This is a genomic window from Massilia sp. Masssp94 (assembly GCF_059491305.1).
In genome coordinates this window covers 437,843-464,583 of record NZ_CP168501.1, presented here as the reverse complement: position 1 = coordinate 464,583, position 26,741 = coordinate 437,843, and the positions used below count along the sequence as shown (strand labels likewise).

Annotated in this window: 25 protein-coding genes and 4 tRNA genes; 18 read left to right on the top strand and 11 right to left on the bottom strand. The window is 66.9% G+C overall.

Annotated elements, in window-relative coordinates; translation table 11 throughout:
- Positions 1-87: 87 nt before the first annotated feature.
- The 4 genes from tssM to ACEN9G_RS01890 all read left to right on the top strand — a co-directional run bounded on the left by tssM (position 88) and on the right by ACEN9G_RS01890 (position 6,963).
- The gene (tssM, locus tag ACEN9G_RS01905) at positions 88-3,843 is read left to right on the top strand and encodes a type VI secretion system membrane subunit TssM (protein WP_413337980.1); all 3,756 of its coding nucleotides are present in this window, start codon (positions 88-90) and stop codon (positions 3,841-3,843) included.
- The gene (tagF, locus tag ACEN9G_RS01900) at positions 3,840-4,829 is read left to right on the top strand and encodes a type VI secretion system-associated protein TagF (RefSeq protein ID WP_413337974.1); all 990 of its coding nucleotides are present in this window, start codon (positions 3,840-3,842) and stop codon (positions 4,827-4,829) included. The genes tssM and tagF overlap by 4 nt, the downstream gene beginning before the upstream one ends.
- Positions 4,829-5,614 (top strand): OmpA family protein, encoded by a 786-nt coding sequence (locus ACEN9G_RS01895; RefSeq protein WP_413337973.1) that lies wholly within the window; start codon positions 4,829-4,831, stop codon positions 5,612-5,614. The genes tagF and ACEN9G_RS01895 overlap by 1 nt, the downstream gene beginning before the upstream one ends.
- A 68-nt stretch (positions 5,615-5,682) precedes the next feature.
- On the top strand, positions 5,683-6,963 hold the full coding sequence (locus tag ACEN9G_RS01890) for a glycosyltransferase (RefSeq protein ID WP_413337971.1): 1,281 nt from the start codon (positions 5,683-5,685) through the stop codon (positions 6,961-6,963).
- On the opposite strand, the gene icmH is transcribed toward ACEN9G_RS01890, so the two are convergent.
- Genes icmH through tssJ form a run of 3 tightly spaced genes read right to left on the bottom strand, consistent with a single transcriptional unit; the run spans position 6,950 to position 9,628 of the window.
- Entirely contained in the window at positions 6,950-7,711 is a 762-nt protein-coding gene (gene icmH, locus ACEN9G_RS01885) for a type IVB secretion system protein IcmH/DotU (RefSeq protein ID WP_413337969.1), read from the bottom strand. The genes ACEN9G_RS01890 and icmH overlap by 14 nt on opposite strands.
- Positions 7,708-9,054: a type VI secretion system baseplate subunit TssK gene (tssK, locus tag ACEN9G_RS01880; protein ID WP_413337967.1), complete on the bottom strand. Its 1,347-nt coding sequence runs from the start codon at positions 9,052-9,054 to the stop codon at positions 7,708-7,710. Before tssK ends, icmH begins: the two co-directional genes overlap by 4 nt.
- A gap of 46 nt (positions 9,055-9,100) precedes the next feature.
- A complete protein-coding gene (gene tssJ / locus ACEN9G_RS01875) occupies positions 9,101-9,628 on the bottom strand; it encodes a type VI secretion system lipoprotein TssJ (RefSeq protein ID WP_413337965.1) in 528 nt (175 codons plus the stop codon).
- A 55-nt stretch (positions 9,629-9,683) separates the two neighbouring features.
- Here tssJ and ACEN9G_RS01870 point away from each other — a divergent pair, with 55 nt between their 5' ends.
- From ACEN9G_RS01870 to tssA, 8 genes are all read left to right on the top strand, one after another.
- Positions 9,684-9,806, top strand: coding sequence for a hypothetical protein (locus tag ACEN9G_RS01870; RefSeq protein WP_413337963.1), 123 nt, complete (start codon positions 9,684-9,686; stop codon positions 9,804-9,806).
- A 20-nt stretch (positions 9,807-9,826) separates the two neighbouring features.
- Positions 9,827-10,420, top strand: coding sequence for a tetratricopeptide repeat protein (locus ACEN9G_RS01865; RefSeq protein ID WP_413337961.1), 594 nt, complete (start codon positions 9,827-9,829; stop codon positions 10,418-10,420).
- 26 nt (positions 10,421-10,446) lie between these two features.
- A complete protein-coding gene (gene tssB / locus ACEN9G_RS01860) occupies positions 10,447-10,962 on the top strand; it encodes a type VI secretion system contractile sheath small subunit (RefSeq protein WP_413337959.1) in 516 nt (171 codons plus the stop codon).
- On the top strand, positions 10,959-12,452 hold the full coding sequence (tssC, locus tag ACEN9G_RS01855) for a type VI secretion system contractile sheath large subunit (protein WP_413337957.1): 1,494 nt from the start codon (positions 10,959-10,961) through the stop codon (positions 12,450-12,452). The genes tssB and tssC overlap by 4 nt, the downstream gene beginning before the upstream one ends.
- 30 nt (positions 12,453-12,482) lie before the next feature.
- On the top strand, positions 12,483-12,974 hold the full coding sequence (locus ACEN9G_RS01850; RefSeq protein WP_371762614.1) for an Hcp family type VI secretion system effector: 492 nt from the start codon (positions 12,483-12,485) through the stop codon (positions 12,972-12,974).
- 81 nt (positions 12,975-13,055) lie between these two features.
- Positions 13,056-13,553: a type VI secretion system baseplate subunit TssE gene (tssE, locus tag ACEN9G_RS01845; protein WP_413337955.1), complete on the top strand. Its 498-nt coding sequence runs from the start codon at positions 13,056-13,058 to the stop codon at positions 13,551-13,553.
- Positions 13,538-16,177 (top strand): type VI secretion system ATPase TssH, encoded by a 2,640-nt coding sequence (gene tssH / locus ACEN9G_RS01840; RefSeq protein ID WP_413337953.1) that lies wholly within the window; start codon positions 13,538-13,540, stop codon positions 16,175-16,177. The genes tssE and tssH overlap by 16 nt, the downstream gene beginning before the upstream one ends.
- Before the next feature lie 10 nt (positions 16,178-16,187).
- A complete protein-coding gene (tssA, locus tag ACEN9G_RS01835; protein WP_413337951.1) occupies positions 16,188-17,168 on the top strand; it encodes a type VI secretion system protein TssA in 981 nt (326 codons plus the stop codon).
- Between the two features lies 1 nt (position 17,169).
- On the opposite strand, the gene phaP is transcribed toward tssA, so the two are convergent.
- Both phaP and ACEN9G_RS01825 read right to left on the bottom strand, forming a co-directional pair.
- Positions 17,170-17,727, bottom strand: coding sequence for a TIGR01841 family phasin (gene phaP, locus ACEN9G_RS01830; protein ID WP_056128124.1), 558 nt, complete (start codon positions 17,725-17,727; stop codon positions 17,170-17,172).
- Between the two features lie 59 nt (positions 17,728-17,786).
- Entirely contained in the window at positions 17,787-17,990 is a 204-nt protein-coding gene (locus ACEN9G_RS01825; RefSeq protein WP_413337949.1) for a hypothetical protein, read from the bottom strand.
- Between the two features lie 82 nt (positions 17,991-18,072).
- Here ACEN9G_RS01825 and cueR point away from each other — a divergent pair, with 82 nt between their 5' ends.
- Together cueR and ACEN9G_RS01815 are read left to right on the top strand one after the other, a co-directional pair.
- Positions 18,073-18,477 carry a Cu(I)-responsive transcriptional regulator gene (gene cueR / locus ACEN9G_RS01820; RefSeq protein WP_413337947.1) on the top strand — a complete coding sequence of 135 codons (405 nt, stop codon included), beginning with the start codon at positions 18,073-18,075 and terminating at the stop codon, positions 18,475-18,477.
- Between the two features lie 37 nt (positions 18,478-18,514).
- Positions 18,515-19,411 (top strand): alpha/beta hydrolase, encoded by an 897-nt coding sequence (locus ACEN9G_RS01815; RefSeq protein ID WP_495605517.1) that lies wholly within the window; start codon positions 18,515-18,517, stop codon positions 19,409-19,411.
- An 82-nt stretch (positions 19,412-19,493) separates the two neighbouring features.
- Here ACEN9G_RS01815 and ACEN9G_RS01810 read toward each other — a convergent pair.
- From ACEN9G_RS01810 to ACEN9G_RS01795, 4 genes are all read right to left on the bottom strand, one after another.
- Positions 19,494-19,578: transfer RNA gene (locus tag ACEN9G_RS01810), tRNA-Leu, on the bottom strand.
- Positions 19,579-19,616: 38 nt separating this feature from the next.
- A tRNA-Leu gene (locus ACEN9G_RS01805) sits at positions 19,617-19,701 on the bottom strand.
- A 39-nt stretch (positions 19,702-19,740) separates the two neighbouring features.
- A tRNA-Leu gene (locus ACEN9G_RS01800) sits at positions 19,741-19,825 on the bottom strand.
- 29 nt (positions 19,826-19,854) lie between these two features.
- Positions 19,855-19,939 (bottom strand) — tRNA-Leu (locus ACEN9G_RS01795).
- A gap of 342 nt (positions 19,940-20,281) precedes the next feature.
- Between ACEN9G_RS01795 and rnr the strand changes: the two genes are divergently transcribed.
- From rnr to ACEN9G_RS01775, 4 genes are all read left to right on the top strand, one after another.
- On the top strand, positions 20,282-22,846 hold the full coding sequence (gene rnr / locus ACEN9G_RS01790) for a ribonuclease R (RefSeq protein ID WP_413343585.1): 2,565 nt from the start codon (positions 20,282-20,284) through the stop codon (positions 22,844-22,846).
- A 3-nt stretch (positions 22,847-22,849) separates the two neighbouring features.
- Complete coding sequence (gene rlmB / locus ACEN9G_RS01785; protein WP_413343587.1) at positions 22,850-23,596, top strand: 23S rRNA (guanosine(2251)-2'-O)-methyltransferase RlmB; 747 nt, start codon at positions 22,850-22,852, stop codon at positions 23,594-23,596.
- 212 nt (positions 23,597-23,808) lie between these two features.
- Complete coding sequence (gene cysE, locus ACEN9G_RS01780; protein WP_413343588.1) at positions 23,809-24,546, top strand: serine O-acetyltransferase; 738 nt, start codon at positions 23,809-23,811, stop codon at positions 24,544-24,546.
- 10 nt (positions 24,547-24,556) lie between these two features.
- Positions 24,557-25,246 carry a YceH family protein gene (locus tag ACEN9G_RS01775; RefSeq protein WP_483127619.1) on the top strand — a complete coding sequence of 230 codons (690 nt, stop codon included), beginning with the start codon at positions 24,557-24,559 and terminating at the stop codon, positions 25,244-25,246.
- Here the strand turns inward: ACEN9G_RS01775 and ACEN9G_RS01770 are convergent.
- Together ACEN9G_RS01770 and ACEN9G_RS01765 are read right to left on the bottom strand one after the other, a co-directional pair.
- The gene (locus ACEN9G_RS01770; protein WP_483127618.1) at positions 25,206-25,985 is read right to left on the bottom strand and encodes a hypothetical protein; all 780 of its coding nucleotides are present in this window, start codon (positions 25,983-25,985) and stop codon (positions 25,206-25,208) included. The two genes, ACEN9G_RS01775 and ACEN9G_RS01770, sit on opposite strands and share 41 nt — an antisense overlap.
- Positions 25,982-26,740 carry a hypothetical protein gene (locus ACEN9G_RS01765; RefSeq protein ID WP_413341611.1) on the bottom strand — a complete coding sequence of 253 codons (759 nt, stop codon included), beginning with the start codon at positions 26,738-26,740 and terminating at the stop codon, positions 25,982-25,984. Before ACEN9G_RS01765 ends, ACEN9G_RS01770 begins: the two co-directional genes overlap by 4 nt.
- Position 26,741 lies beyond the last annotated feature (1 nt).

The window sequence follows — 26,741 nt, the reverse complement described above, 5'->3', positions numbered from 1 at the left end:
CCCGGAGCGTTGTCTCACCTCAAATTTTCGACAAGGAAATAGTGCCAGTATTGCCGATGGTATTCACCAACCTTCCGAACGAACATGATGGCCCGACTCTGGCAGTTCCTCACCGACAGACGCGTTTTGGCCGTGATCGGCATCGGCGTGCTTGCAGCACTCGTGCTGCTGGGCGCGGATTCCCTCGACGTGGCCCTCATCTGGGCCGCACTGCTGGGCCTGCTCCTCCTGTGTGCGGGAGGGATCGCCTGGCTCATCCGGGCCTGGCTGCGCAAGCGCGCGGCCAGCCGGCTGGGCGAAGCGATCCTGACCGGCGCGGAGACCGACGGCAAGGCCCAGGCGGCGCGCAACGACGCGGCCGTGCTGCGCAAGGGCATGCTGGAAGCCATCAACACGATCAAGACTTCCAAGCTGGGCCTGACGCGCGGCGCCGCGGCGCTGTACGAGTTGCCTTGGTACATGATCATCGGGAACCCCGCGGCCGGCAAGAGCAGCGCGATCAAGCATTCCGGGCTGACGTTCCCGATCCCCGGCAGCAAGGCGGTGCAGGGCGTCGGGGGCACGCGCAACTGCGACTGGTTCTTCACGACTGATGGCATCCTGCTCGACACGGCCGGGCGCTATTCCGTATTCGAGGCGGACCGCGCCGAGTGGTTCAGCTTCCTCGACCTGCTGCGCAAATACCGGTCCCGTGCGCCGATCAACGGCATCCTGATCGCCGTCAGCGTTGCCGAGCTGGCTGGCGGGAGTCCCGAGACCTCGATCGAACTGGCCAAGAGCCTGCGCACGCGCGTGCAGGAACTGACCGAAAGGCTGGGCGTCCACGCGCCCGTGTACGTGATCTTCACGAAGGCCGACCTGATCGCCGGCTTTGCCGATTTTTTCCACGGCTGCGAACTGACCGAGCGCGAGCGCGTCTGGGGCGCGACCCTGCGCTACAACCGGCGCAGCACGCCGCAGGACGTGCTGGCATTCTTCGACCAGCATTTCGATGAATTGCACGACGGCCTCAAGGAGATGAGCGTGGCCAGCATGGCGGGCAACCGCAGCACCGCGCTGCGCCCTGGCGTGTTTACGTTCCCGCTCGAATTTGCCGCGCTCAAGCCCCAGTTGCGGGCCTTCCTCGCTACGCTGTTCGAGGAAAACACGTGGCAGTTCAAACCCGTGTTCCGCGGCTTTTATTTCACGAGCGCCCTGCAGGAGGGCAGCGTGGAGAACCAGTCGGCACGGCGCGTCGCGGGACGGTTCGACCTGCAGCTGCGCCCGTTGGGCGAGAAAGCGGGCGACGACGCCGCGCCTGGCGCGGAGCAGTCGGGCTTTTTCCTGCTGCAGCTGTTCCGCAAGGTGATCTTCGCCGACCGCGACCTGGTCAAGCGCTATACGAGCCCGGCCGCCACACGCGTGAAGATCGGCGCGTTCTTCGCCGCCACCCTGCTGCTCGGCTGTGCGCTGGGCGGCTGGAGCTGGTCGTACATGGGGAACCGGCAGCTGGTCGCGAACGTCAGGGCCGACCTGGACAAGGTCATGAAGCTGCAGGCCGGCCGGACCGATCTGCAATCGCGGCTGGAAGGGCTCGACATCCTGCAGGACCGTATCGAGCAGCTCGACAAGTATCGCCAGGACCGTCCGTGGGCGCTGGCGTTCGGCCTGTACCAGGGCGAGGCGCTGGAGCGCAAGCTGCGCGACGAGTATTTCGCCGGCGTGCGCGAAGTCATGGTGCAGCCGGTGGCGGGGGCGCTGGAGAACCTGTTGACGGAGATGAACGCGAACGCCTCGCAGCTCGACCCGAACGTGCGGGCGACGCCGGCCGCCAAACCCGGCCAGCCCTACCAGGACGTATCGGCCACGAACGTCGGCGACGCCTATAACGCACTCAAGACTTACCTGATGCTGGCGGACAAGAGCCATGCCGAACCCGGTCATCTGAACGACCAGCTGACGCGCTTCTGGCGCGGCTGGCTCGAAGCGAACCGGGGCACTATGCCGCGCGAGCAGATGATCCGCAGCGCCGAGCGCCAGTTGACCTTCGTGCTGGCCCATATCGACGACCAGGCGTGGCCCCAGATCACACCCAAGCTCAGCCTGCTCGACACCGCTCGCGAGAACCTGCGCCGCGTCGTGCGCGGCACGCCCGCGCGCGAGCGCGTGTATGCCGATATCCGCACCCGCGCGTCGACGCGGTTCCCGGGCGTGACGGTGGCCCGCATCGTCGGCGAACAGGACCAGGCGCTGGTCGTCGGCAGTTACGCCGTCAGCGGCGCGTACACCCGCGACGCGTGGGAAAAATTCGTGCAGGGCGCGATCCGCGAAGCGTCGATCCGCGAACTGCAGAGCAGCGACTGGGTATTGAAAAGCGTCGCCAAGGACGATCTCACGCTGGAGGGCAGCCCGGAGCAGATCCAGAAAGCCCTCGTCGAGATGTACAAGACCGACTATGCGCGCGAATGGAGCAAGTTCGTGCAGGGCGTGACGATCGCCGACCTCAATGGTTTCGACGCCAGCGTGCAGGCGATGAACCGCCTCGGCGATCCGTTGACGTCGCCCTTGGCGAAAGTGCTCAAGACTGTCCACGAACAGACGTCCTGGGACGACCCCACGCAGGCCCGCGTCGACACCGTCAAGCTCAAGCGGGGGCTCGCAGGCTGGTTCCGCGAAGTGGTGCTGCGGCAGGCACCGAGCGAGGCGCGCCAGGTGGCCGATGCGATGGGCCCGCTGCCGGTAGGGGGCGTGCAGGCGGCCGGCCCGGTCGGCCGCGAATTCGCCGGCGTCGCGCGCCTGGTCGGCGTCAAGGAAAAAGATGCGTCGCTGATGACCGGCTACCTCGATGCGTTGTCGAAGCTGCGCAGCCGCCTGAACCAGTTGAAGAACCAGGGCGATCCCGGCCCCGGCGCCAGGCAGCTGATGCAGCAGACGCTGGAGGGCACTGGTTCCGAGCTGGCCGAAGCACTGAAGTACGTCGACGAACAGATGCTGACGGGGATGACGGATACCCAGAAGCAGATGCTGCGCCCGCTTCTCGTGCGGCCGCTCGTGCAGACGTTCGCGATGATCGTGCTGCCCTCGGAATCGGAGATCAACAAGACGTGGCAGGCCCAGGTCGTCGAGCCGTTCCAGAAGACGCTGGCGGCCAAGTATCCGTTCGCGCCGTCGGCCCAGATCCAGGCCACGCCGGCCGAGATCGGCCAGGTGTTCGGTCCGGACGGCGTCGTCGCCAAATTCGTGGGCACGACGATGGGGCCGCTGGTCGTGCGCCGCGGCGACGTTCTCAGCAGCCGCACCTGGGCCGACATCGGCATCACGCTGGCGCCGCAGGCGGTCAGTGGCTTCCCCGGCTGGGTGGCGCCGTTATCGGCCAATGGCGTGGCGGCCGGCGGCGGCCCGCAGACCGTATTCCAGCTGCTGCCGCTGACCGCGCCCGGCGTCACCGAATACACGATCGAGATCGACGGCCAGCAACTGCGCTACCGGAACACGCCGCCGGCCTGGGTCAACATGGTGCATCCCGGCCCGCAGGGCAGCAGCGGTGCGAAGATCAGCGCCGTGACGTTCGACGGCCGCACGGTCGAACTGTTCAACGAGGCGGGCGAGTTCGGGCTGCAGAAGATGATCGAGGCGGCGGCCAAGAAGCGCCTCGATGCGGGTACGCACGAACTGCGCTGGAATGCAGGCAACGTCTCGGTGGCCGTCAACCTGAAGCGCGTCAGCAGCACGGACATGTCCGCCGGGAACGCCCAGGCCGGCCAGGGCTTCCGCGGCCTGCGCCTGCCCGACGCCATCGTCGGCCGCGCAGGTGCGGTCGGCGCCAGCGGCACCGGCCCGACGCTTGCAGGAGCGGCGCAGTGAACCGCGCCCCGAACCGGGCCGCCCAGCGCGCGCCCGCCGTGAGCCGCATCGGCTATTTCGGCAAGATCCCGGCGCACAGCGACTTCGTGAAGCTGGCCGACGACCAGCCCGTGATCGGCATGCTGGACGACTGGATCGCGCAGGTCATGACGCGGCTGCCGTCCGATGCGCGCTGGAAGCTGAATTACGATGCGATGGCCCCGGCCAGCTTCGCATTCGTGGGGCCGGACCGGCGCCATGCCGTGGCCGGCCACCTCGTCGCCAGCCACGACCGCTCGGGGCGCCGCTTCCCGTTCCTGATGATGCGGACCGTCGACCTGCCCGACCCCGCCGGCTTCGTCGCGCGCTGCCCGCTCGCGTTCGCGCCGTTGTGGGATTACCTCGAGGGCATGGCGCCGCAAATACTGGGCAGCACCGACCCGAGCGCCCACCTGCAGGCGATCGCGGACGCGCCCGTGGCGTTGGGCGAACACGACGTCGCGCTGGACAGCTATCTGGCCCTGTCCACCGTCGGCGAACTGACGGCGCAGCTGGAACTGGAGGTCAACCGGATGATCCTCGGGCTCGGCCTGCTGCTGCAGCCCGTGATGCACAGCCGTCCCGCCAGCCTGCACAAGAGCCTCGTGCTGCCGCTGCCGCGTGAAGGTTCCCGACGCTATGCGGCGGCCGCCTTCTGGCTGGAACTGGTACTGCCGTTCATCCGGCGCAGCGGCTTCGACCTCGTGCTGTTCGTCACCCGCGTGCGCGAGCATCCGGCGCTCGTCGTCGGCTTCGGCGGGGCGGCGGCCGGTACGCTGCATGCCCTGATCGATCCGATCGTCGCCGCCGACCAGCAGGTGCACCTCGCGGACAATGCCTGGATCGACGAGCAGCTCGGCCTGGACGTCGACGTGCGTGCGCTGGCCAGCTACCTCGAGCAGCCGGCGTTGCCGCTGCGGCTCGCGCACGAACTGTTCCTGAAAACCTTTATCGGAGCCGCGCCGTGATGCCGAAGACATTGATCCTTTACGCGGCCAGCTTGGCCGTCACAAGCGTGCCCGTCAGCGCGCAGACCCAGGCGCAGGTCCAGGCCCAGGCCACGGCACCCATCGTCGTGTCCGGCACGGTCGCCGACGACGCGAGCAAGGCCGCCTTGCTGGCCCGCCTGCGCGCGGTGTACGGCGCGGACCGGATCGTGGACCAGCTCGCGGTCGGCCGGGTGTCGATGCCGGCGAACTGGAACGACCATGTCGGCAAGCTGATCGGCCCGAACCTGAAGCTGATCAGCCGCGGCCAGCTGCAGGTCGACGGCACGAGCGTCAGCCTGCGCGGCGACGTCGCGAGCGAAGCCCAGCGCACGCAGATCGCCAGCGACATCGCGCTCGCCCTCGATCCGGGCTACACGGTCAACAACGGCCTGCGCGTGGCGGCCTCGGAGCAGGGCATGCTGGATGCGGCACTCGCCAACCGCATCATCGAATTCGAATCGGGCCAGGCCACATTGACGGATTCCGGCAAGGCCATTCTCGACCAGATGAGCGTGGCGCTGTTGCGCCTGAAGGACAAGCGGGTCGAAGTCATCGGTCATACGGATAATGCCGGTTCGCGCGCGGGCAATTTATCGCTCAGCCAGGCGCGCGCGGAGGCCGTCAAGGCGTACGTCGTCGGACGCGGCGTCAAGCCCGACATGGTCGCCGTGTCCGGCGAAGGCCCGGATCGGCCTGTGGCCGACAACCGTACGCCGGAGGGGCGCGCACGCAACCGCCGCATCGAATTCAAGGTCGTCCAATAATCGCCCACGTACTTTTATTGTATATTTGCAAGGTTAATATCCTTGCAATTGGGCGTATGAAAATCGGCATGCAAACGTGGGGCAGCCACGGGGATATCCGGCCCTTCCTGGCGCTCGCGGAGGGGCTGCAGGCGGCGGGCAATGACGTGCACCTCGTGATCACCTGTGTCGACAGTGGTGCTTACGAAAGCGTGACGTCGGCGAACGGGGTGAAGATCAGCGTGGTGGCGTCGCCCGTGCTCACACCGGAACAGCAGGAAACCGTCGGCCGGACGGCGTACGCCATCCGCAATCCGATGACGCAGATGGCCACCATCCTGCGGTTGTGCCTGGACCCGGTCGAAGACGCCATGTTCGACGCCGCGCGCCGCCTGTGCGCCGAGTCCGACGTGCTGATCGGCCATTACTTCATGCACCCGTTACAGACCGCGGCGGAGGCGGCGGGACGGCCGTATGTCAGCGTCTTGCTGTCGCACGCGGCGATCCCCAGCGACTTCGACCATCCATTGACCGGGTCTCGCGCCGGCAAATACATCCACCGCGTGCTCTGGTGGCTGACCCGTACGCTGCTCAACCGCACGTTGAAGCATTATCCCGACCGGTTGCGCAGCCGGCTCGGCTTGCCGCCGGTGCGGGACGTCGTCACGCAGGTCTGGTTGTCGCACCATCTGACGCTGGCCGCAGTCAGTGCCACGATTTGCCGCGCGCATCCGGACTGGCCCCAGTCCGTCCGCGTCTGCGGTTTCCTCGATACGCCGAACCTGGCGATGGAAGGGGACATCCCGCCCGGCCTGGCCGGATTCCTTGCGGCCGGTGACGCACCCGTCTACATGACGTTCGGCAGCTGGATGCCGCGCGACCCGACGGGACAGACGAAAGCCTTGCGTCTGCTGACGGACGCGGCGCGCCAGGCCGGATGCCGCTCCATTATCCAGGCACCCTCCGCGGCGGCGTGCGGCTTCCAGTCCGACGGCGACATCCTATACATCGCCGCAGCCCCGCACCACGCCATCTTCCCGCATTGCCACGCCGTCGTGCACCATGGCGGCGCGGGAACGACGCAGTCGGTCATGCGCGCGGGGAAGCCGTCGGTCGTCGTCGCCAACATCAGCGAGCAGGAGCATTGGGGCAGGGAGCTGCGCCGCCTGGGCATCGCGGGCCGGCCGGCCAGGCGCCGCAATGTCACGGCGCCGGCACTGGCGAGTCGGCTCCGTCGCGTGCTGGCGTCACCTGAGATGGCGGCGCGGGCCGCGGACATCGCCGGTGCGATGAAGCACGAGCATGGCGTCGACGCGGCTGTCGCGCTCGTCACGCAGGCGTTCGCGGACCAGGACGTCACGGTAGCGTGATCGTCACACTGGCCGACCGCGGCGGCAGCTTGACGAGGTCGTTGTAGCTGGCGAGCGCGCGATCCGTCTCGCGCCCAAGCGCACTGCGATAGCCCAGGTAGGCGCCCAGGCCGGCCAGCGCAAACACGCCGCACAGGACCCACAGCGACGTGTCGCTCCCGAGCTTGTGGACGACCTGGTCGGGCCGTTCCGCATGCGGTGCGAACGTGCGGCTCTTGCCGCGCATGCGGGCGATTTCGTCGCCCAGGCGCGCCGCCAGGTAGTTCAGCTTGTCGCGGCCGTCCAGCGCGAAGCGGCCCTGGAAGCCGAGGAGCAGGCACAGGTGATACACCTCGAGCGCCTGCAGGTGCGCGCTGCCCTTGGCGCGCAAGTCTTCCAGGCGCTGGAAGAAATGTTCGCCGGCGAGCTGGTCGCCGAACAGGCGCAGCTGCAGCGGACGGGTTTCCCACGCTTCGCGGATGGCGTACTCGGAACCGAGGATGATCTCGTCGACGGCCGCGCAGAACGCATATTTGGCGGCCGTCACGTCGTCGGCCGGAATGCCGAGGGCCTTGGCGCTGCGGTCGACTTCGCCGAGGAAGCCCGTCATGCGGTCGGCGAACGCGGCCTGCTCATGCGGGCCGCAACCGCTTTTCAGAAGGAACAGGGCATAGAAACCCTCGTACATCAGGTCGACGAGGGAGGCGGGGGCGGTGCCGGCGGCGCCGCGTGGGGAGGGCGCGGTGCGCCGTTCGACGGGATGGTTCATGCTGCGATCGCAATCAGTTCGAGTTTGAGGTCACGGATACCGTTCGGGACATAGATCGAGATGGCCTGCGCCTTGAGCATGCTGTCGTACAGCACGCCGCGGTTGTCGAGCACGAAATACACCATGTCCGGGCGTACGGGGAGCGCGCTGGGCACCTGGGCCGCATGCGCCAGCTTCACGCCGGGCATGGCGGTCAGTACCAGCTTGTCGACGTCTTCGGGGGCGCCGATCTTGAAGCGCAGCGGGACGATGTCGACGAGCTGCAGCGCCGGCAGGTCGGCGGCCACGCCCAGGTACAAGGTCGTCTGGACATTGATCTTGCCGGAGTCGAGCGCGCCCAGGTGGTACGAGGGACGGTCGTTCGACAGCGCGATCGCGAAGTAGCGCGACGAGATCACGGTGTCGAGCAGTTCGCGCAGGATGCCGTCCAGGCGGGCGAAGGCCGGTCCGGGATCCTGGTGGGCATAGGCCGGCAGGTCTTCCAGCCGGGCCGTGCGCGAAAACGTCATCAGCCCGCCGGCCAGCGACAGGAGCTCCTGGAACAGGCGCTCCGGATGCAGTTCCCGGTGGGCGAGGTAATGCGTCAGCGCCGCGTAGCCGGTGCTGACCGTGTGCAGCAGCCAGAACGACGCGACATCGCCGCCGCGCAGTTCGACGACGTGGCGGCCCGGTTCGCGGTAATGGCCGTACAGCGCATTCACCTTGGCGAGCAGTTTTTCCATCAGGCGCACGAGGCGCCCGTGCAGGCCATGTGCGCCCGCGATCGACAGGCTGGGCGGCGTGAATGCCTGGTCGATCTCGAAGCCGCCCATCGCCACGCGCTGCAGGCGCACGAGCGGAAAGCTGTCGTAGGCGTCGAGCGCATCGAGTTCGGACACGAGCCGCACCGTGCGGGTCAGGTAGGCCACCGGGGCAGGCGCGGCCTGGCTGAAGAGGTCTTGCGTGTCGTGCTCGCGCTGGCCGAAACGGGCGTCGGGCCGGGTCGCGCCCCGCTCGGCGCAATTGTCGCCGTGCGGCTTCAACACGGGCAGGGCCGCGTGAAACGTGATCGTCTGGACGTCGGGCGGCAGCTCGTCCAGGCGAACCTGGGGCGGCAGCGGATCCTGGTCCGGTGCGCGCACGAGGTCGCCGTCCGGGAAGATCAGCGCCAGTTCGGTCACGCGCAACGTGTCCGCCTTGAGGGCATCGGCATCGATGGCCAGCCGGCGCACGCCCCAGCAATAGGGATGCAGGGCGCTGGCTGTCTCGTTCAGGCGCGCTTCATGGTAGCGGTCCTGTTGCTGGAAGTGCTGGGGACGCAGGAACAGCCCTTCGCCCCATAAAACCTTCGCCGGAATGTTCATGAGCCTCCCTTCGCAAATCTCTAGCTTGCTGGAAACGTTGCTGCGCTTATTGACAGTGGACAAGAGACAAAGGCTTGGCGGCATTGCCGGCCGACAACGCACAGGCATGCAGGCCGATGGTCACGCCGGCGCCTTCGGCATCCGCGGCCGGGATGACGGTGCGCCACGCATTGCCTGACGGCGCGTGAAACAGGGCGGCGACGCCGAGCCAGGGCGTGTCGCGCGCGAGCCTGTCGGTGATGTCGAGGCGCTGGCCCGGCACCAGCGTGACTTCCCTGGCCTCGACGAGGTCGGCGCCGAGGGCCTCGCGCTCCGTCTGCGGCGACAGGAACGCAGCGTAGGGCGCCTGGTCGAACGCGCCGCGCTGGCGCAGCTTGTAGATCCTGACGAGCAGCGCCAGCGACTGGCCGCGCGCGTCGACGTTCAGACGCGGCGCCGCGTGCAGGTGCATGACGACGTTGCGCGGTGGCTGCTGGGATTCCGGTACGGGCGCCGGCTTGCGCAGCCCGAGCGTGCCGCCGGCACAACCGCCGAGCAGACCGGCGGCGCACAACACGATCCACGTTCGTTTCATCGTTGCTCCTTGCATCTGATAAAGAGAACACGACGATTTAACGGGATCGCCCGCCATGCACCCTGAGCAGGCGCAATACCCGCGCAACAGCCTCTTCGACGCGGCGCAATGCGGCGGCAAACCTGCGTTGATGGCACGCAATTCTCCCGAGAAACCGTTCACCAATAATGGCGTCTGATTTCAACCCGGGAGAGCCAGATGACCTTCGAACGCCTGATGCCGCTTGCGGCGGTGCCCATCACATGTGTCATGTTGTTGTCGGCCTGTGCCAGTACCGCGCCGGCAGCAAGCCATGCGGCCAAGGCGGCGCCGACGATGGCGAGCGCGATGGCCGAAGTGGATGCCGCCGTGCTCGCGGGCCAGAACGACAAGGCGTACGCGATCCTGAAGAATGCCGGCACCGCCTTCCCGACCGACAAGACGCCGTGGGTGCGGATGGCCCAGATGCATTTCGACAGTACCAACTATGGCGAGGCGATCGTCGACGCGCTGGAAGCGCTCGAGCGCGACCCGGACGATACGCTGGCCAACAGCATCGTCGCTGTCAGCGGCCTGCGCGTGACGAGCAAGGCGCTGTCCGACCTGAGCCAGAAAAACAACCTCACCGGCAATGTCCGCACGGAGGCGCAGGACCTGGCCAAGCTGCTGCGCACGAGCCTCAACGAAGACGTGCTGGTGCCGAACAACCGTCCTGCGGCGCCGCGCGTGAAGGAGACGATCAAGAAGGCCGTCGGTGCCGCGTCCACTGCCCGTACCACCGCATCGAGCGATCCGTTCGGCGCGCTCAAATAATCCGTCCACAGCCCACTGGAGTCGACATGGCAAAGAATGAAAGCGTGCAGAAACGCCTGCAGAAGGTGCGCGCGCCGCGCGTGCAGATGACGTACGACGTCGAGATCGGCGATTCGATCGAAAACAAGGAATTGCCGTTCGTGGTCGGCGTGCTGGGCGACTTCGGCTCGGACCCCGATGCGGCCAGGAAGCGCCTGAAGGACCGCAATTTCGTCAACGTCGACGCCGACAATTTCGACGAAGTGCTGGGCGGCGTGGCCCCCGCGACGAGCTTCCGCGTGGAGAACCACCTGTCGCCGGAAGGCGGCGAATTCGCCGTGCAGCTGCAGTTCAAGCAGATGGACGACTTCCGTCCCGAGGCCGTCGTGCAGCAGGTGGCACCGTTGAAGGGCCTGCTGGAAGCGCGCGGCAAGCTGGCCGACCTGCGCAACAAGCTGGCCGGCAACGACAAATTGGAAGACCTGCTCAGCGACGTGCTGTCGAATACGGAAAAACTCGGCAGTCTCCGCAAGGGCGGCAAGGGCGGCAAGGAGGAAGCATGAGCGCGATCCTCGATACGGCGAACGTGGCGCAGGCAGCGGCGCCTGAACTGGACATGTCCCTGCTCGACCAGATCGTCGAACAGAGCCGGGTGGCGAAATCGAGCAGCGAACACGAACGGGCGCGCGACATCATCTCCGAGCTCGTCAGCCAGGTGATGGAGGGCACGATGGTCGTGTCGACGAATCTGTCGGCCACGATCGATGCGCGCCTGGCGGAGCTGGACCGGATGATCTCGGCCCAGTTGTCCGCGATCATGCACGCGCCGGAATTCCAGAAGCTGGAACGCAGCTGGACCGGACTGCACTACCTCGTCCAGAACACGGCGACGAGCAACGGCCTGCAGGTGCGCATGCTCAATGCGAGCAAGCGCGAGCTGGTGAAGGACTTCCAGTCGGCGCTGGAATTCGACCAGAGCACGCTGTTCAAGAAAGTCTACGAAGAAGAATTCGGCAGCTTCGGCGGCGCGCCGTACGGCACCCTGATCGGCGACTTCGAGATCACGCGCCAGCCCGAGGACATCTATTTTCTCGAGCAGATGTCGCACGTGGCCGCCGCCAGTCATGCGCCGTTCATCACGTCCGCCGGGCCGGAACTGTTCGGTATCGAGAGCTTCGGCGACCTGGGCAAGCCGCGCGACCTGGCCAAGGTGTTCGATACCGTCGAATACGCGAAATGGAAGGCGTTCCGCGAATCGGAAGACGCGCGCTACGTCGGCCTCACGTTGCCGCGCTTTCTGGGCCGCCTGCCGTACAACCCGGCCGACGGCACCGCCACGGAAGGCTTCAATTTCGTCGAGGAGGTGGACGGCACCGACCACCAGAAATACCTGTGGTGCAACGCCGCGTATGCCTTCGCGACCAAGCTGACCAAGGCGTTCGAGGATTATGGCTGGTGCGCCGCGATCCGCGGCGTCGAAGGCGGCGGCCTCGTGGAAAACCTGCCCACGCACACGTTCAAGACGGACGAGGGCGAGATCGCGCTGAAATGCCCGACCGAGCTGGCGATCACGGACCGGCGCGAGAAGGAATTGTCGGACCTGGGCTTCATCTCGCTCGTGCACTGCAAGAACACGTCGTACGCGGCGTTCTTCGGCGCGCAGTCGGCGCAGAAGGCGCGCAAGTACGCGAACGAGGCGGCCAATGCCAACGCGCTGCTGTCGTCGCAGCTGCAATACATTTTCGCCGTGTCGCGCATCGCCCACTACATGAAGGCCATGATGCGCGACAAGATCGGCAGCTTCGCCGCCGCATCGAACGTCGAGGATTACCTGAACCGCTGGCTGACGCAATACGTCCTCCTGGACGACAACGCGAGCCAGGAACAGAAGGCGCAATTCCCGCTGCGCGAGGCGAGCGTACAGGTGGCCGAGGTGCCCGGGCGGCCGGGCGTGTACCGGGCCGTGTCGTTCCTGCGGCCCCATTTCCAGCTCGACGAATTGTCCGTTTCGCTCCGATTGGTCGCGGAGTTGCCGCAATCGACCAAGAACTGATTCTTTCAACAACTTGAACTGGAGTAGAACATGGCAATTGACGTATACCTGCAAATCGACGGCATCAAGGGCGAATCGGCCGACGACAAGCACAAGGACTGGATCGAGTGCAAGGCGGTCAACTGGGGCGTGACCCAGCCGAAGTCCGCCACGGCGTCGACGGGCGGCGGCCATACGGCCGAGCGCTGCGAGCACGAGGAGATCGAGATCGCCAAGCTGGCCGACCTGTCTTCGCCGCTGCTGCTGCAGACCTGCTCGTCGGGCAAGACGATCCCGAAGGCGAAATTCGAATTCATGCGCGCCGACGGGCAGGGCGAACGCGTCAAGTACTTCGAGATCGAGATCGAGAACGTGCTGATCGGCTCCGTCAAGCCGACGGTCGCGGAAGGCGATTTCCTGCACGAGAAAGTCGGCCTGAAATTCTCGAAGATCAAATGGAAGTACACCCAGCAGAAGATCGGCGGCGGCGCCGGCGGCAACACGTCGGGCGGCTGGGATCTCGCCACCAACCGGGTCGTCTGAACAGGCATTCCTGACTTACCCCGCGTCTTCCGCGGCCCCCGGGCCGCGGTTTTTTTACTGCGTCTTTGTACGGGAGCCGCGATGACCGCCTATCTTCCCGGCCTGCTCGAGCGCCTGATGGGCGAGCGGGCCCACCCCGGCCGACCAGCGGGCGAGCAGCTCAGGGACAGCATCGCGCGCGACCTGGAAGCGCTGCTGAATGCCCGCGCCGGCCTGCCGCCCGGAGCATTCGACGCCTGGCCGCTGGCGCGCGCCTCGGTCCTGAACTATGGCCTGACCGACTTCGCCGCGTTCTGCCTGTCGAGCAGCGAGGACCGGGCCGCGATCTGCGCCTTTCTGAAGGACGCCATCGAGCGCCACGAACCGCGCCTGAAAAACGTCAGCGCGGCCCTGGCTTCGGAGCAGGGCGGCGTCAACCGCCTGAATTTCGTGATCAACGCGACCCTGCACGCCGGCCCCGGCGCGGCTGTCGTTCCCGTCAATTTCAACGCCGTGCTGCAGCCGTCCTCGCTGAACTACGCGATCTGCAAGGCTGCCGCGTCAACTCCACAAAGGACCTCGACATGGATATCAACCTGAAGACCCTGATCGCCAAGCTGAACGACGTCACGCGCTCGGCCGCCACGCGCGCGGCCGGCATCTGCGTGGGGCTCGGCCAGTACGAAGTCGACATCGAGCACCTGTTCCTCGCGCTGCTGGAGCAGCCCGGGAGCGACCTCGTGGTGGTGGCGCGCGCGGCCGACGTCAGCCTGGCCGGCCTCGAATCCGACCTGCGCAAGGAAGTGGAGCGCCTGCCGTCGGGCAGCGCGCGCACGCCCGTGTTCTCGCGCCACCTGCCCGTGCTGTTCGAGCATGCGTGGCTGATCGCGTCACTCGGTGCATCGGGCCAGCCGCAGCACATCCGCAGCGGCCACCTGCTGCTCGCGCTGCTGACGGAGCCGGGCCTCGCGCAACTGGCCCAGCGCGCATCGCGCCACTTCGCCGGCTTCCCGCTCGACCGCCTGAAACACGATTTCGACAAGCTGACGCACGGTTCCGACGAAGCGCCGGCCGTGCTGGCCGCCACCCCGGCGCCGTCCGCGGACCCGGTCACCGAACTGCAGGGGAGCGCGCCCGGCAAGACGCCCGCGCTCGACCAGTACACGACCTGCCTCACGGCGCGCGCGCGCGAGGGCAAGCTCGATCCCGTGATCGGGCGCGATGCGGAGATCCGGCAAGTGATCGACATCCTGATGCGCCGGCGCCAGAACAATCCGATCCTGACGGGCGAGGCGGGCGTGGGCAAGACGGCCGTCGTCGAAGGCCTCGCGCTGCGCATCGCGCAGGGCGACGTGCCCGATGTCCTGCGAAGCGTCGAGATCCATACGCTGGACCTGGGCCTGCTGCAGGCCGGCGCGAGCGTCAAGGGCGAGTTCGAGAACCGCCTGAAGAACGTGATCGACGAGGTGAAGAAAAGCCTGCATCCGATCATCCTGTTCATCGACGAGGCGCACACGATGATCGGCGCGGGCGGCACGGCCGGCCAGAACGACGCGGCCAACCTGCTGAAGCCTGCTCTGGCGCGGGGCGAGCTGCGTACCGTGGCCGCCACGACGTGGAGCGAGTACAAGAAATACTTCGAGAAGGATGCCGCGCTGGCGCGCCGGTTCCAGGTCGTGAAGGTCGAGGAACCGAGCGAGGAGACGGCTAGTGCGATGCTGCGCGCGATGGCGCCGCTGATGGAGGCGCACTTCGGCGTGCGCATCTACGACGAGGCGATCGTGGAAGCCGTCCGGCTGTCGCACCGCTACATCAGCGGGCGCCAGCTGCCGGACAAGGCCGTCAGCGTGCTCGATACGGCTTGCGCCAAGGTCGCGCTGGGGCAGAAGGCGACGCCCGCCGTGCTGGAGGATTGCGCGCGCGCGGTGGAGCGCCTGGACGCGCGCATCCAGGCGCTCGTGCGCGAGGAAAGTGCGGGCGCGGACCACGGCACCGCGCTGGCCGCGCTGCACGCTGAGCGCGTACAGGCGCTGGAAGAACAGGACCGCCTGCGCGCGCGCTGGGATGCCGAGCTGGCGTTGTGCGCCGAGATCCACGCGATGCGCGCGCGGCTGGAAACGGGGCAGGGCGACAGTCCCGCCCTGCGCGCGAAGATCGCGGAGCTGCATGCGCTGCAGGGCGAGACGCCGCTCGTGCCCGTGCAGGTCGACGGCCAGACGGTGGCCGCCATCGTCGCCGCGTGGACCGGGATCCCGCTCGGGCGCATGGTGAAGGACGAGATCCGCACCGTGATGAATCTGCGGGGCCTGTTGGACGAGCGGATACTCGGCCAGGGCCACGCGAGCGGGATCGTAGCCCAGCGCGTGCGCACGGCGCGTGCGAACCTGGAGGATCCGAACAAGCCGAAGGGCGTGTTCCTGTTCGTCGGCACCTCCGGCGTCGGCAAGACGGAGACGGCGCTCGCGCTCGCGGACCTGCTGTACGGCGGCGAACGGAAACTCGTCACCATCAACATGAGCGAATACCAGGAAGCGCACAGCGTCTCCGGCCTGAAAGGCTCGCCGCCGGGTTATGTCGGCTATGGCGAGGGCGGCGTCCTGACGGAAGCCGTGCGGCGCAATCCGTACAGCGTCGTGCTGCTCGATGAAGTCGAGAAGGCGCATGCCGACGTGCTCGAGCTGTTCTTCCAGGTCTTCGACAAGGGTGTGCTGGACGACGCGGAGGGCCGCCAGATCGACTTCCGCAACACGATCATCATCCTGACGTCGAACGCGGCGTCGAGCCAGATCATGCAGGCCTGCCTGAACAAGGCGCCGAACGAGCGGCCCACGCCGGACCAGCTGGCGGAACTGATCCGGCCCGCCCTCATGAAGCATTTCAAGCCCGCGTTCCTGGGCCGCCTGACGGTGGTGCCGTTCTATCCGATCGACGACGCCGTCCTCGCCAACATCATCCGATTGAAGCTGGACCGCATCAAGCAGCGTGTGGCCGTCAACCACAACGCCCGCTTCGAATACGACGATGCGCTCGTGGCGGCCGTGCTGGCGCGCTGCACGGAGGTCGATTCGGGCGCGCGCAATGTCGACACGATCCTGAACGGCACGCTGCTGCCCGAGATCGCGGATGCCGTGCTGGCGCGCATGGCGGAAGGCGGCGCGATCGGCAAGGTAAAGGTCGGCGCGACGAAGGCGGGCAAGATCAAATACGCCGTCGAACCGGCGTGAGGAGGGCACCATGCTGAACCTGGAACGGCTGCTCGCGCCCGTCAGCGCGGACAAGCCCTGCGGCGACGACCTCGCATTTTCCAGCGAGATCGACGCCATCGTGCGTGCGCGCCAGGCCGACGATCCGTCGCTGGAGCAGGGCGCCTGGGTCACGGAACTGAAGGAGGCGGACTGGAAGTTCGTGGGCCGGGAGTGTGTCCGGCTGATCGAACAGCGCAGCAAGGATCTGCAGCTGGCCGTGTGGCTGGCCGAGGCCAGCGTGCAGACGGCCGGCGTGCGCGCGCTGGCCGACAGCCTGCTGCTGATCGCCATGCTGTGCGAGCGTTACTGGGACGGCCTGCATCCGCTGCCGGACGAGGACGGCGTCGAGCGCCGCATCGGCAACCTGTCCTGGCTGGCGGCGCGCATCGCGCCGTGGCTGCGCGCCGTGCCGCTCACCGACGGCGCGGACGGTCACGCCCAGCGCGACTTCGACGCCGCGCGCATGCAGGGCGGAGATTCGCTGGCGAAGCTGGAAGGCGCGCGCCAGCGCACGTCGCAAACGTTCTACGCGAACCTGATGCGCGAATGCGAGCATTGCGCGGGTGCGCTCGACCGGCTGGAAAAGAGTGTCGACGCGGTCGTCGGTGCGGACGGTCCCAGTTTCAGCGCCGCACGCTCGGGACTGGAGGGCCTCGTCCTGTTCATCAAGCCCGCATTGAAGGAGGCGGTGCCGGTCCCCGGCGCGGCCGATGTCGTCGTCGCGGCGCCGGCGCAATCGCCGGTGGCGGCCGGGCCGTTGCAATCGCGCGCCCACGCACTGGCCCAGCTGCGCGCGGTGGCGGATTATTTCCGCCGCACGGAGCCGCACAGCCCCGTCGCCTACCTGGCCGACAAGGCCGCGCACTGGGGCGAGCAACCGCTGCACGTGTGGCTGCGGTCGGTGGTGAAGGACGACGCCGCGTTCGCCCAGATCGAAGAGATGCTGGGCGTCGGGCCGCGGCCGTCCTGATTCAGTGCGACGTGGGCGCTTGCGACTGGGCGGCTTTCAACCGCTCGGTCGCGCGCGCGACCTCCTCCTCGACGCGGCGCATGGCATCGCGTGTCGACTGCGTCACCTGCTCGTAGCCCTTGAACGCATTCTCGATCGCGGCCTTGATGATTTCCACCGCGTTTTCCTGGCCCGGCTTGACGTTTTGCGTGACGTCGTAGATCAGCGCGGACAGCGTGTTCTTCGCTTCGGCCAGGTGGGTATCGGCGGCCTGCTCGAATTCGCTCTTGATGTCGCCGATGATCTGCTTGAGCTGTTCGCCATAGGCCGTCGCTTCCGTCACGCCCGGCTGCACGCGCGCCTGCAGGGCATCGATGGCCGTCTTCGGGTCCGGTGCCTGGCTGAACTGGCGGCTGGCCTCCAGCGTGTTTTCCATCGATTGCTTGGCGGTCGCCAGATTCAGCGCCACCACCTGCTCGACGCCCTGCACGGCCTTGGTGGCCAGGGCATTAAAAGTCTGCATCTGCAGATCGAACAGGGTCTTGGTGGCGTTTGCGAATTGCTCGGGGTTGTTGAACATCGATTTCTCCTCGGTTAGGGGACTACGGCGACCTTCTTGTTGCAAGCTCCTCTAGTGGATTATTTAGCAGGCAATGGTTTTTCGCAACGGGCGTCACGATACGGCCCGTCGGCGCGCGCCCAGCCTTCGCCGAGCGGCGTCTGCGAGCAGACGATCGTGCCCGTGCTCTTGCTGCGCCAGTGATACCACGGCGCCGGGGCCGCGTTCAGGACGACGGGGCCGGCCAGGGCGATGGCGAACAGGATGAGGACAATCTTCTTCATGGTTCGCCGAGCTTAACCGCTTGGCGCGACAAGTCAAGCGGCCCTTTGAGCTTCCCATCGTGGGAAGGTGTATGCTGGCGCCATGAACGACACATATTTCAACATCGGCGAGGCGGCGAAGGCGTCCGGCGTGACGGCGAAGATGGTGCGTCATTACGAATCGATTGGCCTGTTGCCGCCGGCGCGGCGCACGGAGGCGGGCTACCGGCTGTATGGCGACGCCGACGTGCGCATGCTGCAATTCATCCATCGCGGCCGCGCCCTGGGTTTTTCGCTCGACCAGATCGCGGACCTGCTGGCGCTGTGGCGCGACAAGCACCGGGCCAGCGCCGACGTGCGCCGCCTGGCGCTCGAACACGTAGCCGCGCTGGACCGCAAGATCGCGGAACTGGAAGCGATGAAGCGGACCCTCGCCACGCTGGCCGGCTCCTGCCATGGCGACGCCCGCTCCGACTGCCCCATCCTCGACGATCTGGCGGCCCACTGAACGAGCCGGCTGGACCGGAGGCCGGCATTGCGGTCTAATGGCTGACATGCCGCTCCGCCTGCCGCTCTCCGCCTGCCTGATCGCACTCGCCGCCCTCCTGCTGGTGGGCGCCGTCATCGTGTGGGCGATCGGTTCCAAGTTGATCGCGGTCGAGTCGCGGCCCGTGGCGCTGGCCGGCCCGGGCTTCGAGGACGTGGTGCTGCGCGCGGCCCCGGACCAGCGCGTCATCGGTTCGTGGCTGCCGGGGCGGGGCCGCGGCGCCGTCCTGCTGCTGCACGGGATCCACGGCGACCGCCGCGACATGGCCGATCGCGCCCGTTTCCTGAACGGCCAGGGCTATGCCGTCCTGCTGATCGACTTGCCGGGCCAGGGCGCCAGCACGGCCTCCTGCGTCACGTTCGGCCTGCGCGAGGCGGATGGCGTGCGGGCCGCGCTCGAGGAGTTGCGGCGGCGGGCGCCGGGGCAGCGCATCGGCGTGATCGGCGTGTCGCTCGGCGCGGCGTCGCTCGTGCTGTGCCGCGATTGCCCTCCCGTCGATGCCGTTGTGCTGGAATCGATGTATCCGACGATCGAGGAAGCCGTCGCCAACCGCTTGCGCATGCGGCTGGGGCCGGTGGGCGGGCCGCTGTCCGTGCTGCTGCTGTGGCAGCTGCCGCTGCGCCTCGGCATCCAGCCGGATGCGCTGCACCCGATCAAATTCGTGGGACAGGTGAAGGCACCGGTGCTGATCGCGTCCGGCAGTGCCGATTTGCACACGACCCTGGCCGAAACGCAGCGGTTGTACGAGGCCGCCGCGCAGCCGAAAGCGCTGTGGGTGGTGGAGGGCGCCGCGCACGTGAACCTGCATGCGTACGCGCGCGAGGAATACGAGCGGCGCATCGGCGCGTTCCTGGCGGCGCATCTGGATCCGGTATCGGTCGCGGACGAACGCTGAAACGCAAAACGCCGCAATCCTTTTGCAAAGATTGCGGCGTTTTGCGCCAGTATCCTGGTGGTCTCGAAGACCGGGTAGCTTTTGGTGCCCACGGAGGGACTCGAACCCCCACACCTCGCGGCACATGGACCTGAACCATGCGCGTCTACCAATTCCGCCACGTGGGCATGCAAAACATCAAACGTACAACAACAGCGGTAGCTTTTGGTGCCCACGGAGGGACTCGAACCCCCACACCTCGCGGCACATGGACCTGAACCATGCGCGTCTACCAATTCCGCCACGTGGGCATGCAAAACATCAAAACGTACAACAACAACGGTAGCTTTTGGTGCCCACGGAGGGACTCGAACCCCCACACCTCGCGGCACATGGACCTGAACCATGCGCGTCTACCAATTCCGCCACGTGGGCATACAAAACAACCATCAATGCTCGCCAGCTGGTGCCCACGGAGGGACTCGAACCCCCACACCTCGCGGCACATGGACCTGAACCATGCGCGTCTACCAATTCCGCCACGTGGGCATTGGACCGCTTTGCTTGCATTGCTCGACGTTGCCGTCGAATTCCGCTACGATATCAGGCTTTGCCGTTTTGCGCTAGACCAACTTTCGTTCGATCCTGGCGCGCACCGCCTGCGCAGCGCCTTCGTTTCCGGCTGGGCCGTTTCCGAAGAGACCGAGAGTATAGCGGATGGATGGCAAATGTCAAAGACCCTCCGAACCGGACATTCCCTGCACGGTTCACGGGCGACGTTAGGCGAATTTGCCGGTCCTCCGTTACACTACGCGTGCCTGCGTGTCAATGTAACGAGATCCGCGCTGTCAAACGGACGGCGCCACCACTGAGAAGATAAAGAATACAAATTTGAAGCACCCAACTCATACCATCCCAAGCCGCGAGGAAATCCTCGGCGTGTTCCGTGAGGCCAAGGGGCCGCTCGACAGCGGCGCCCTGGCCCGAGCCCTGCAAGTCAACCCGGAAGCGGAGGGCGTGCTGTCGCGCCGCTTGAATGCGATGGAGCGCGACGGCCAGTTGCGCGCCAATCCGGCGGGCGAATATGCGCTCACGGACCACTCGAGTTTCATTTCCGGCCGCATCAGCGCGCACCGCGACGGCTTCGGCTTCGTCATCCCCGACGAGGGCGGTGAAGACCTGTTCCTGCCCGATAAGGAAATGCAGAAGGTCCTGCACGGCGACCGCGTGCTGGCCCGCGTCGTCGGCACCGACCGCCGCGGCCGCGCCGAAGGCACGATCGTCGAAGTCACGGAACGCGCCAACACCCACGTCATCGGCCGCCTGCTGAACGAGAACGGCGTCTGGGTCGTCGCGCCGGAAGACCAGCGCATCGGCCAGGACATCCTCGTGTCCGGCGCGCCCGGCAAGGCCAAGGCCGGCCAGGTCGTCAGCGTCGAACTCCTCGAGCAGCCGTCGCGCTTCCGCCAGCCCACCGGCAGGATCGTCGAAGTACTTGGCGAACTGGACGACCCGGGCATGGAGATCGAGATCGCCGTGCGCAAGTTCGGCGTGCCGCACATCTTTTCGCCGGCCGCCATCAAGCAGGCCAATAAATTGCCGAACGAGGTGCGCGACGCCGACCTGGCAGACCGCGTCGACCTGCGCGACGTGCCGCTCGTCACCATCGACGGCGCGGATGCGCGCGACTTCGACGATGCCGTCTACTGCGAACCCGTCAAGATCGGCCGCGCGAAGGGCTACCGCCTGCTCGTCGCCATTGCCGACGTCAGCCACTACGTCAAGCCGAACGATGCGCTCGATGGCGACGCGATCGAGCGTTCGACGTCCGTGTATTTCCCGCGCCGCGTGATCCCGATGCTGCCGGAAAAGCTGTCGAACGGCCTGTGCTCGCTGAACCCGGCCGTCGACCGCCTCACGCTCGTGTGCGACATGGTCGTGACGACCGACGGCGAAGTGAAGGCCTACCAGTTCTATCCGGCCGTGATGCACTCGGCGGCGCGCCTGACCTATGACGAGGTCGCCGCTATCCTGGGCAACACGAGCGGACCGGAAGCGGGCCGCCGTCCCGGCATCGTGCCGCACCTGCTGAACCTGAACGAGGTGTTCCGCTCGCTGCTGAAGGCGCGCCAGGAGCGGGGCGCCATCGATTTCGAGACGACGGAAACGTATATCGTCTGCAATGCGATGGGCAAGATCGAGAAGATCCTGCCGCGCACGCGCAATGACGCGCACCGCCTGATCGAGGAATGCATGCTGGCCGCCAACGTGTGCGCCGCCGACTTCCTGATCCGCCACGACCAGCCGAGCACGTTCCGCATCCACGCCGTGCCGACCGAGGAAAAGCTGAACCAGCTGCGCACCTTCCTGAAGCAGGTGGGCCTGAACCTGGGCGGCGGCACGACGCCGCAGGCGCGCGATTACGCCGAACTGATGACGCGCATCAAGGAGCGTCCGGACGCGACCCTGCTGCAGACCATGCTGCTGCGCTCGATGCAGCAGGCCGTCTACAGCCCGGACAACGTCGGCCACTTCGGCCTCGCGTACGAAGCCTATGCGCACTTCACGAGCCCGATCCGCCGCTACCCCGACCTGCTGACGCACCGCGCCATCAAGGCCGTGCTGAAGGGGAAGAAGTACGAGCCGACCGGCATCGACCTGTCCAAGCTGAACACCACCGTGTCGAAAGCGGTGCGCAAGCAGGCAACGAAGGACAAGGCCGAAGGCAAGCAGAAGGATCCGAAGGACCTGACGATCTGGGATGCGCTGGGCGTGCACTGCTCGGCCAACGAACGCCGTGCCGACGAGGCGTCGCGCGACGTCGAGAACTGGCTCAAGTGCTACTACATGAAGGACAAACTCGGCGAGGAATTTACGGGCGTGATCTCGGGCGTGACGCCGTTCGGCATCTTCGTCCAGCTCGACCAGTTGTTCGTCGAAGGCCTCGTGCACGTCACGGGTCTCGGTACCGATTACTTCCAGTACGACGAAGCCCGCCACGAACTGCGCGGCGAACGCACGGGCCAGGTGTACCAGCTGACGGGCCGTGTGACGGTACAGGTCGCGCGTGTCGACCTGGAATCGCGCAAGATCGACCTCGTGCTGGCCCAGCCGAGCGAGGCAGCGCCGGCGCCGCTGGAACGCGCCCGCGCCGCTGCGCTGGACGCCCGCGAACCGAAGCCGCCGCGTCGCCGCAAGGCGAAGGGGAGCGCCGTACCGGTGTCGCAGCAGGAAGCCCGCACGACGCCGGCCGAGCCGGCCGCATCGACGTTCGGTGCCACCGACGAGAGCGAAGAAGACGTCGTGTTCGTGCCGCCCACGCGCAGCCGACGCGGCAACAGGAATGGATCGCCGGCCGCAAAAGCGGCCGCGGCAAACCAGACCGCGTCCAAGAAGACCGCGGCGAATAAAAGCGCTCCCACCAAGAGCGCCTCCAAAACCAGGAAGAAGAAGTAACGCATGAAAAATAAAATGATTTTCGGCTTCCACGCCGTGACCTCGCGCCTCCGCCACGAGGCCGCCAGCGTGGAAGAGATCTTCGTCGATGCCGGCCGCCAGGACCGCCGCATGCAGGACCTGATCGCCAACGCGAAATCGGCCGGCGTGCGCGTGATGCCCGTCGACGCCGAGCGCCTCGACAAGATCGTCGGCACCCGCCGTCACCAGGGCGTGATCGCGTTCGCGAGCCAGCTGTCGCTGGCGCGCAACCTGGACGAATTGCTCGATGCCGTGGAAGGGCCGCCGCTGCTGCTGATCCTCGACGGCATCACCGACCCGCACAACCTGGGCGCCTGCCTGCGCGTGGCGGACGGCGTCGGCGCGCATGCCGTCATCGCTCCGAAGGACCGCTCCGTCGGCCTGAACGCGACGGCGGCCAAGGTCGCCAGCGGTGCCGCCGAGACCGTGCCGTATATCACCGTGACGAACCTGGCGCGCACGATGCGCGACCTGAAGGAGCGGGGCATCTGGCTGATCGGCACGTCCGACGATGCCGACAAGGGTTTGTACGAAGGCGATTTCACGGGCCCGACGGCGCTCGTGATGGGCTCGGAAGGCGAGGGCATGCGCCGCCTGACCCGCGAGACCTGCGACATCCTCGTTTCCATTCCCATGTTCGGCTCGGTCGAGAGCCTGAACGTCTCCGTGGCCTCGGGCGTCTGCCTGTACGAGGCCCGCCGCCAGCGCCTGGCGCGCGAGCCGCATTAATCCCACCGTCGTCCCCGCGCAGGCGGGGACCCATACTGAGCGGCCGAAGTCCTGACATTACGGGCCAATCTTATTATCAGAAATTACGATTTCTGATACTCGGCATGGGTTCCCGCTTTCGCGGGAACGACGTCTCTCCAAAATTGATTCCCTCATAAGCAAGTACGGCGCGGATAAGCTACCATGCTGCTTCACTTGCACGAATCACGACTATGTTTTCCAACCTGCGCGAAGATATCCAGAGCATCATCGAACGCGACCCTGCGGCACGTAACGCATGGGAAGTGCTCACCTGCTACCCGGGCCTGCATGCCGTCGTCATGCACCGCTGGGCGCATGCTTGTTGGCGCGCCAACTTCCGCTGGCTGGGCAGGTTCATCTCGTATTTCGCGCGCGTTCTCACGGGCATCGAAATCCACCCCGGGGCGACGATCGGCCGCCGCGTCTTCATCGACCACGGCTTCGGCGTCGTGATCGGCGAGACCGCCGTCGTCGGCGACGATTGCACGATCTACCAGGGCGTCACCCTGGGCGGCACGACCCTGGTCGCGGGCACGAAGCGCCATCCGACGCTGGAGCGCGGCGTGATCGTGGGGGCCGGCGCGCAGGTGCTCGGCGCGTTCACGGTCGGCGAATACGCGAAGGTGGGCTCGAACGCCGTCGTCGTCAAGCCGGTTCCGGCCGGCGCGACGGCCGTCGGCAACCCGGCCCACATCGTGCGCAAGGAAGATCAGACGCGCAGCGCGCAGATGTTCGCCGCGTACGGCGTCACGCCGAACGGCGACGATCCGCTGTCGAAGGCACTGCGCAACCTGATCAACCACGTGGCCCAGCAGGACGAGCAGATCGAGCGCATGTGCGCGACGATGAAGGCGGCCGGCATCCGCTGCCATACCCCCGACGAGAGTGATAAACTCGACCAGGCACAACTGAACCGGCTCGTAGATTAAAGGACCACCGATGCAAGACGATATCCCGGGCAGCTTCGACCCGGCATCCGACCTCGACCCCAATGAAATCCGCGTACTGGGCGTCCTCGCCGAAAAAGAGGCGCTGACGCCCGACAATTACCCCATGTCGCTGAATGCGGTGATGAACGGCTGCAACCAGCTGTCCAGCCGCGACCCCGTGATGCAGTTGTCGGAAGACGTCGTCCACGACACCCTGCAGCGCCTCATGCAGCGCAAGCTCGTGAACGGCATCGCCCAGGCCGGCGCGCGCGTCATCAAGTACGAGCACCGCATGCGCATCAAGTGGACGCTCGAGCAGGACAAGGTCGCCGTGCTGGCCGTGCTGATGCTGCGCGGCCTGCAGACGGCGGGCGAAATCCGCAGCCGCACGGGCCGCCTGCACGATTTCAAATCGGTGGCCGAGGTGGAAAGCGCGCTGCAATTCCTCATCGACAAGTACCCACCGCTCGTCGTCCGGCTCGAACGGGCGCCCGGGACGAAGGAATCCCGCTACGGGCAATTGCTCGGCGGGGCTATCGACGTCGCGCGCGTGGATGCGGGCGCTGGCGCAGCCGCCGGCGCGGCCGGCGGCTCGACGGGCACCCGCGTGGCGCAGCTGGAGCAGGAAGTGGCCGCGCTGCGCAGCGAAGTCGACGAACTCAAGGCGCAGTTCGCGGCGTTTCGCCAGCAGTTCGAGTAGTGCTCGCGGGCGCGGGCTCGTCTGCACCCGCGTCGAATTGCACGAGGGCGTCGTCCGGCCAGCCCGTGTCGCCGATCGGCACCATCATGTTCCAGCCCTGCGTTTCCAGCGTGCGCGACCGTTCGCCGTCGCGCAGCACCGCACGCCCGCCCGGCCGCGGCGCCAGCGTGCCGTAGTTGAAATCCTTCTTGGCGCACCAGTCCGACGTCAGCATCAGCGTGTTGATGGCAGCCTTCGCCATGAACGGCATCTGGTCCTTGACGATGGCGATGGTGACGCGGCACTCCAGGCGCAGGTCGCCGAGCCGGCGGACGTTGTCCGGCAGGCCTGCCGTGCGCACCTCCGGATGTCCCGTGTACAAACCGTTCTTCTGGTTCAGGATGAACGTGGCGTCGGCATCGTAGGCGGCCTGGTTGCGGCCGACCGTGAGCAGGCCGACGGCATCGATGGGGACGTCTTCCTGGAAGCTCCCGTCGTCGCTCGCGAGCCGCAGCCGCAGGCCGTCGCCCGCGTTCGCCGGCGCGCCTTCCGCGTGGCGCATGCGGAAGCGGAGCAGGGCGTGCGGCGCCAGCGCGCGATGCGCGTCGAACGCGTCGAGGCCGGCCACGACGCTGCGGTACGAGCGCATTTCCGGATCCGCGATGCCCTTCACCTGGACCGATGGCACGGGCTCGTCGGCGTGTGCAGCCGGCAGGATGCAAGCGAGCGCGAACAATAACGCGACAGGCCTGGTTCTCATGGCGTGGCTCCTTCGGGCGCGACGAACGCGAGGTCGACGACGGCATCGTTGCCCCAGCCGGCGTCATACAGCGGCAGCTCGAACTGGCGACCCTTCACCTTCAGCGGCAGCGTGCGCTCGCCTTCGCGCAGCATGGCGGACGCGAGCGGCGATTCCACGTTCACGGACCATGTGCGGTCCTGGTCCTTGAAGAAGCTGCACCAGTCGCCGGTCAGGAACACGGTGTTGGCCAGCGCGACGACCCAGAACGGCGCCTCCTTCTTGGCGACGGTGACGAAGACCTGGCATTCGAGCCGCAGGTCGCCCAGGCGGCGCTGGTTGTCGGCCAGGCCGGGCGTGCGCACGTAGGGCCAGACCCGGACGTCCTTGCGCTTGCGGCTCAGCACCAGCTCCGCGTCCGCATCCCACGCCGGCTGGCTGCGCGGGACGTCGAACAGCGCGTCCGTGCCGACCGGCAGTGCCAGAGTAAACGCGTCGGCGGTCAGCTTCGCCGTCGGCAGGTCGCCTTCCAGAAGGGCGCCGCCACGCTTGCGTACGGCGAACCGCAGTTGCGGGACGGCGGGCGCCAGCGCGTGCTGCGCGTCGAAGGTGTCGAGGCCGGCGGCGATGGCGCGGTAGGAATGCATCTCCGGATTCTTGATCGCATTCACGTGCACTACGCCTTCGCCGTTTGCGCTCGGGTTTGCGCCCGGCTCGATGTCCTGCGCGTAAGCCGACGCGGACAGCAGGGCGAGGGCGACGAGGGCGGGGCGCACG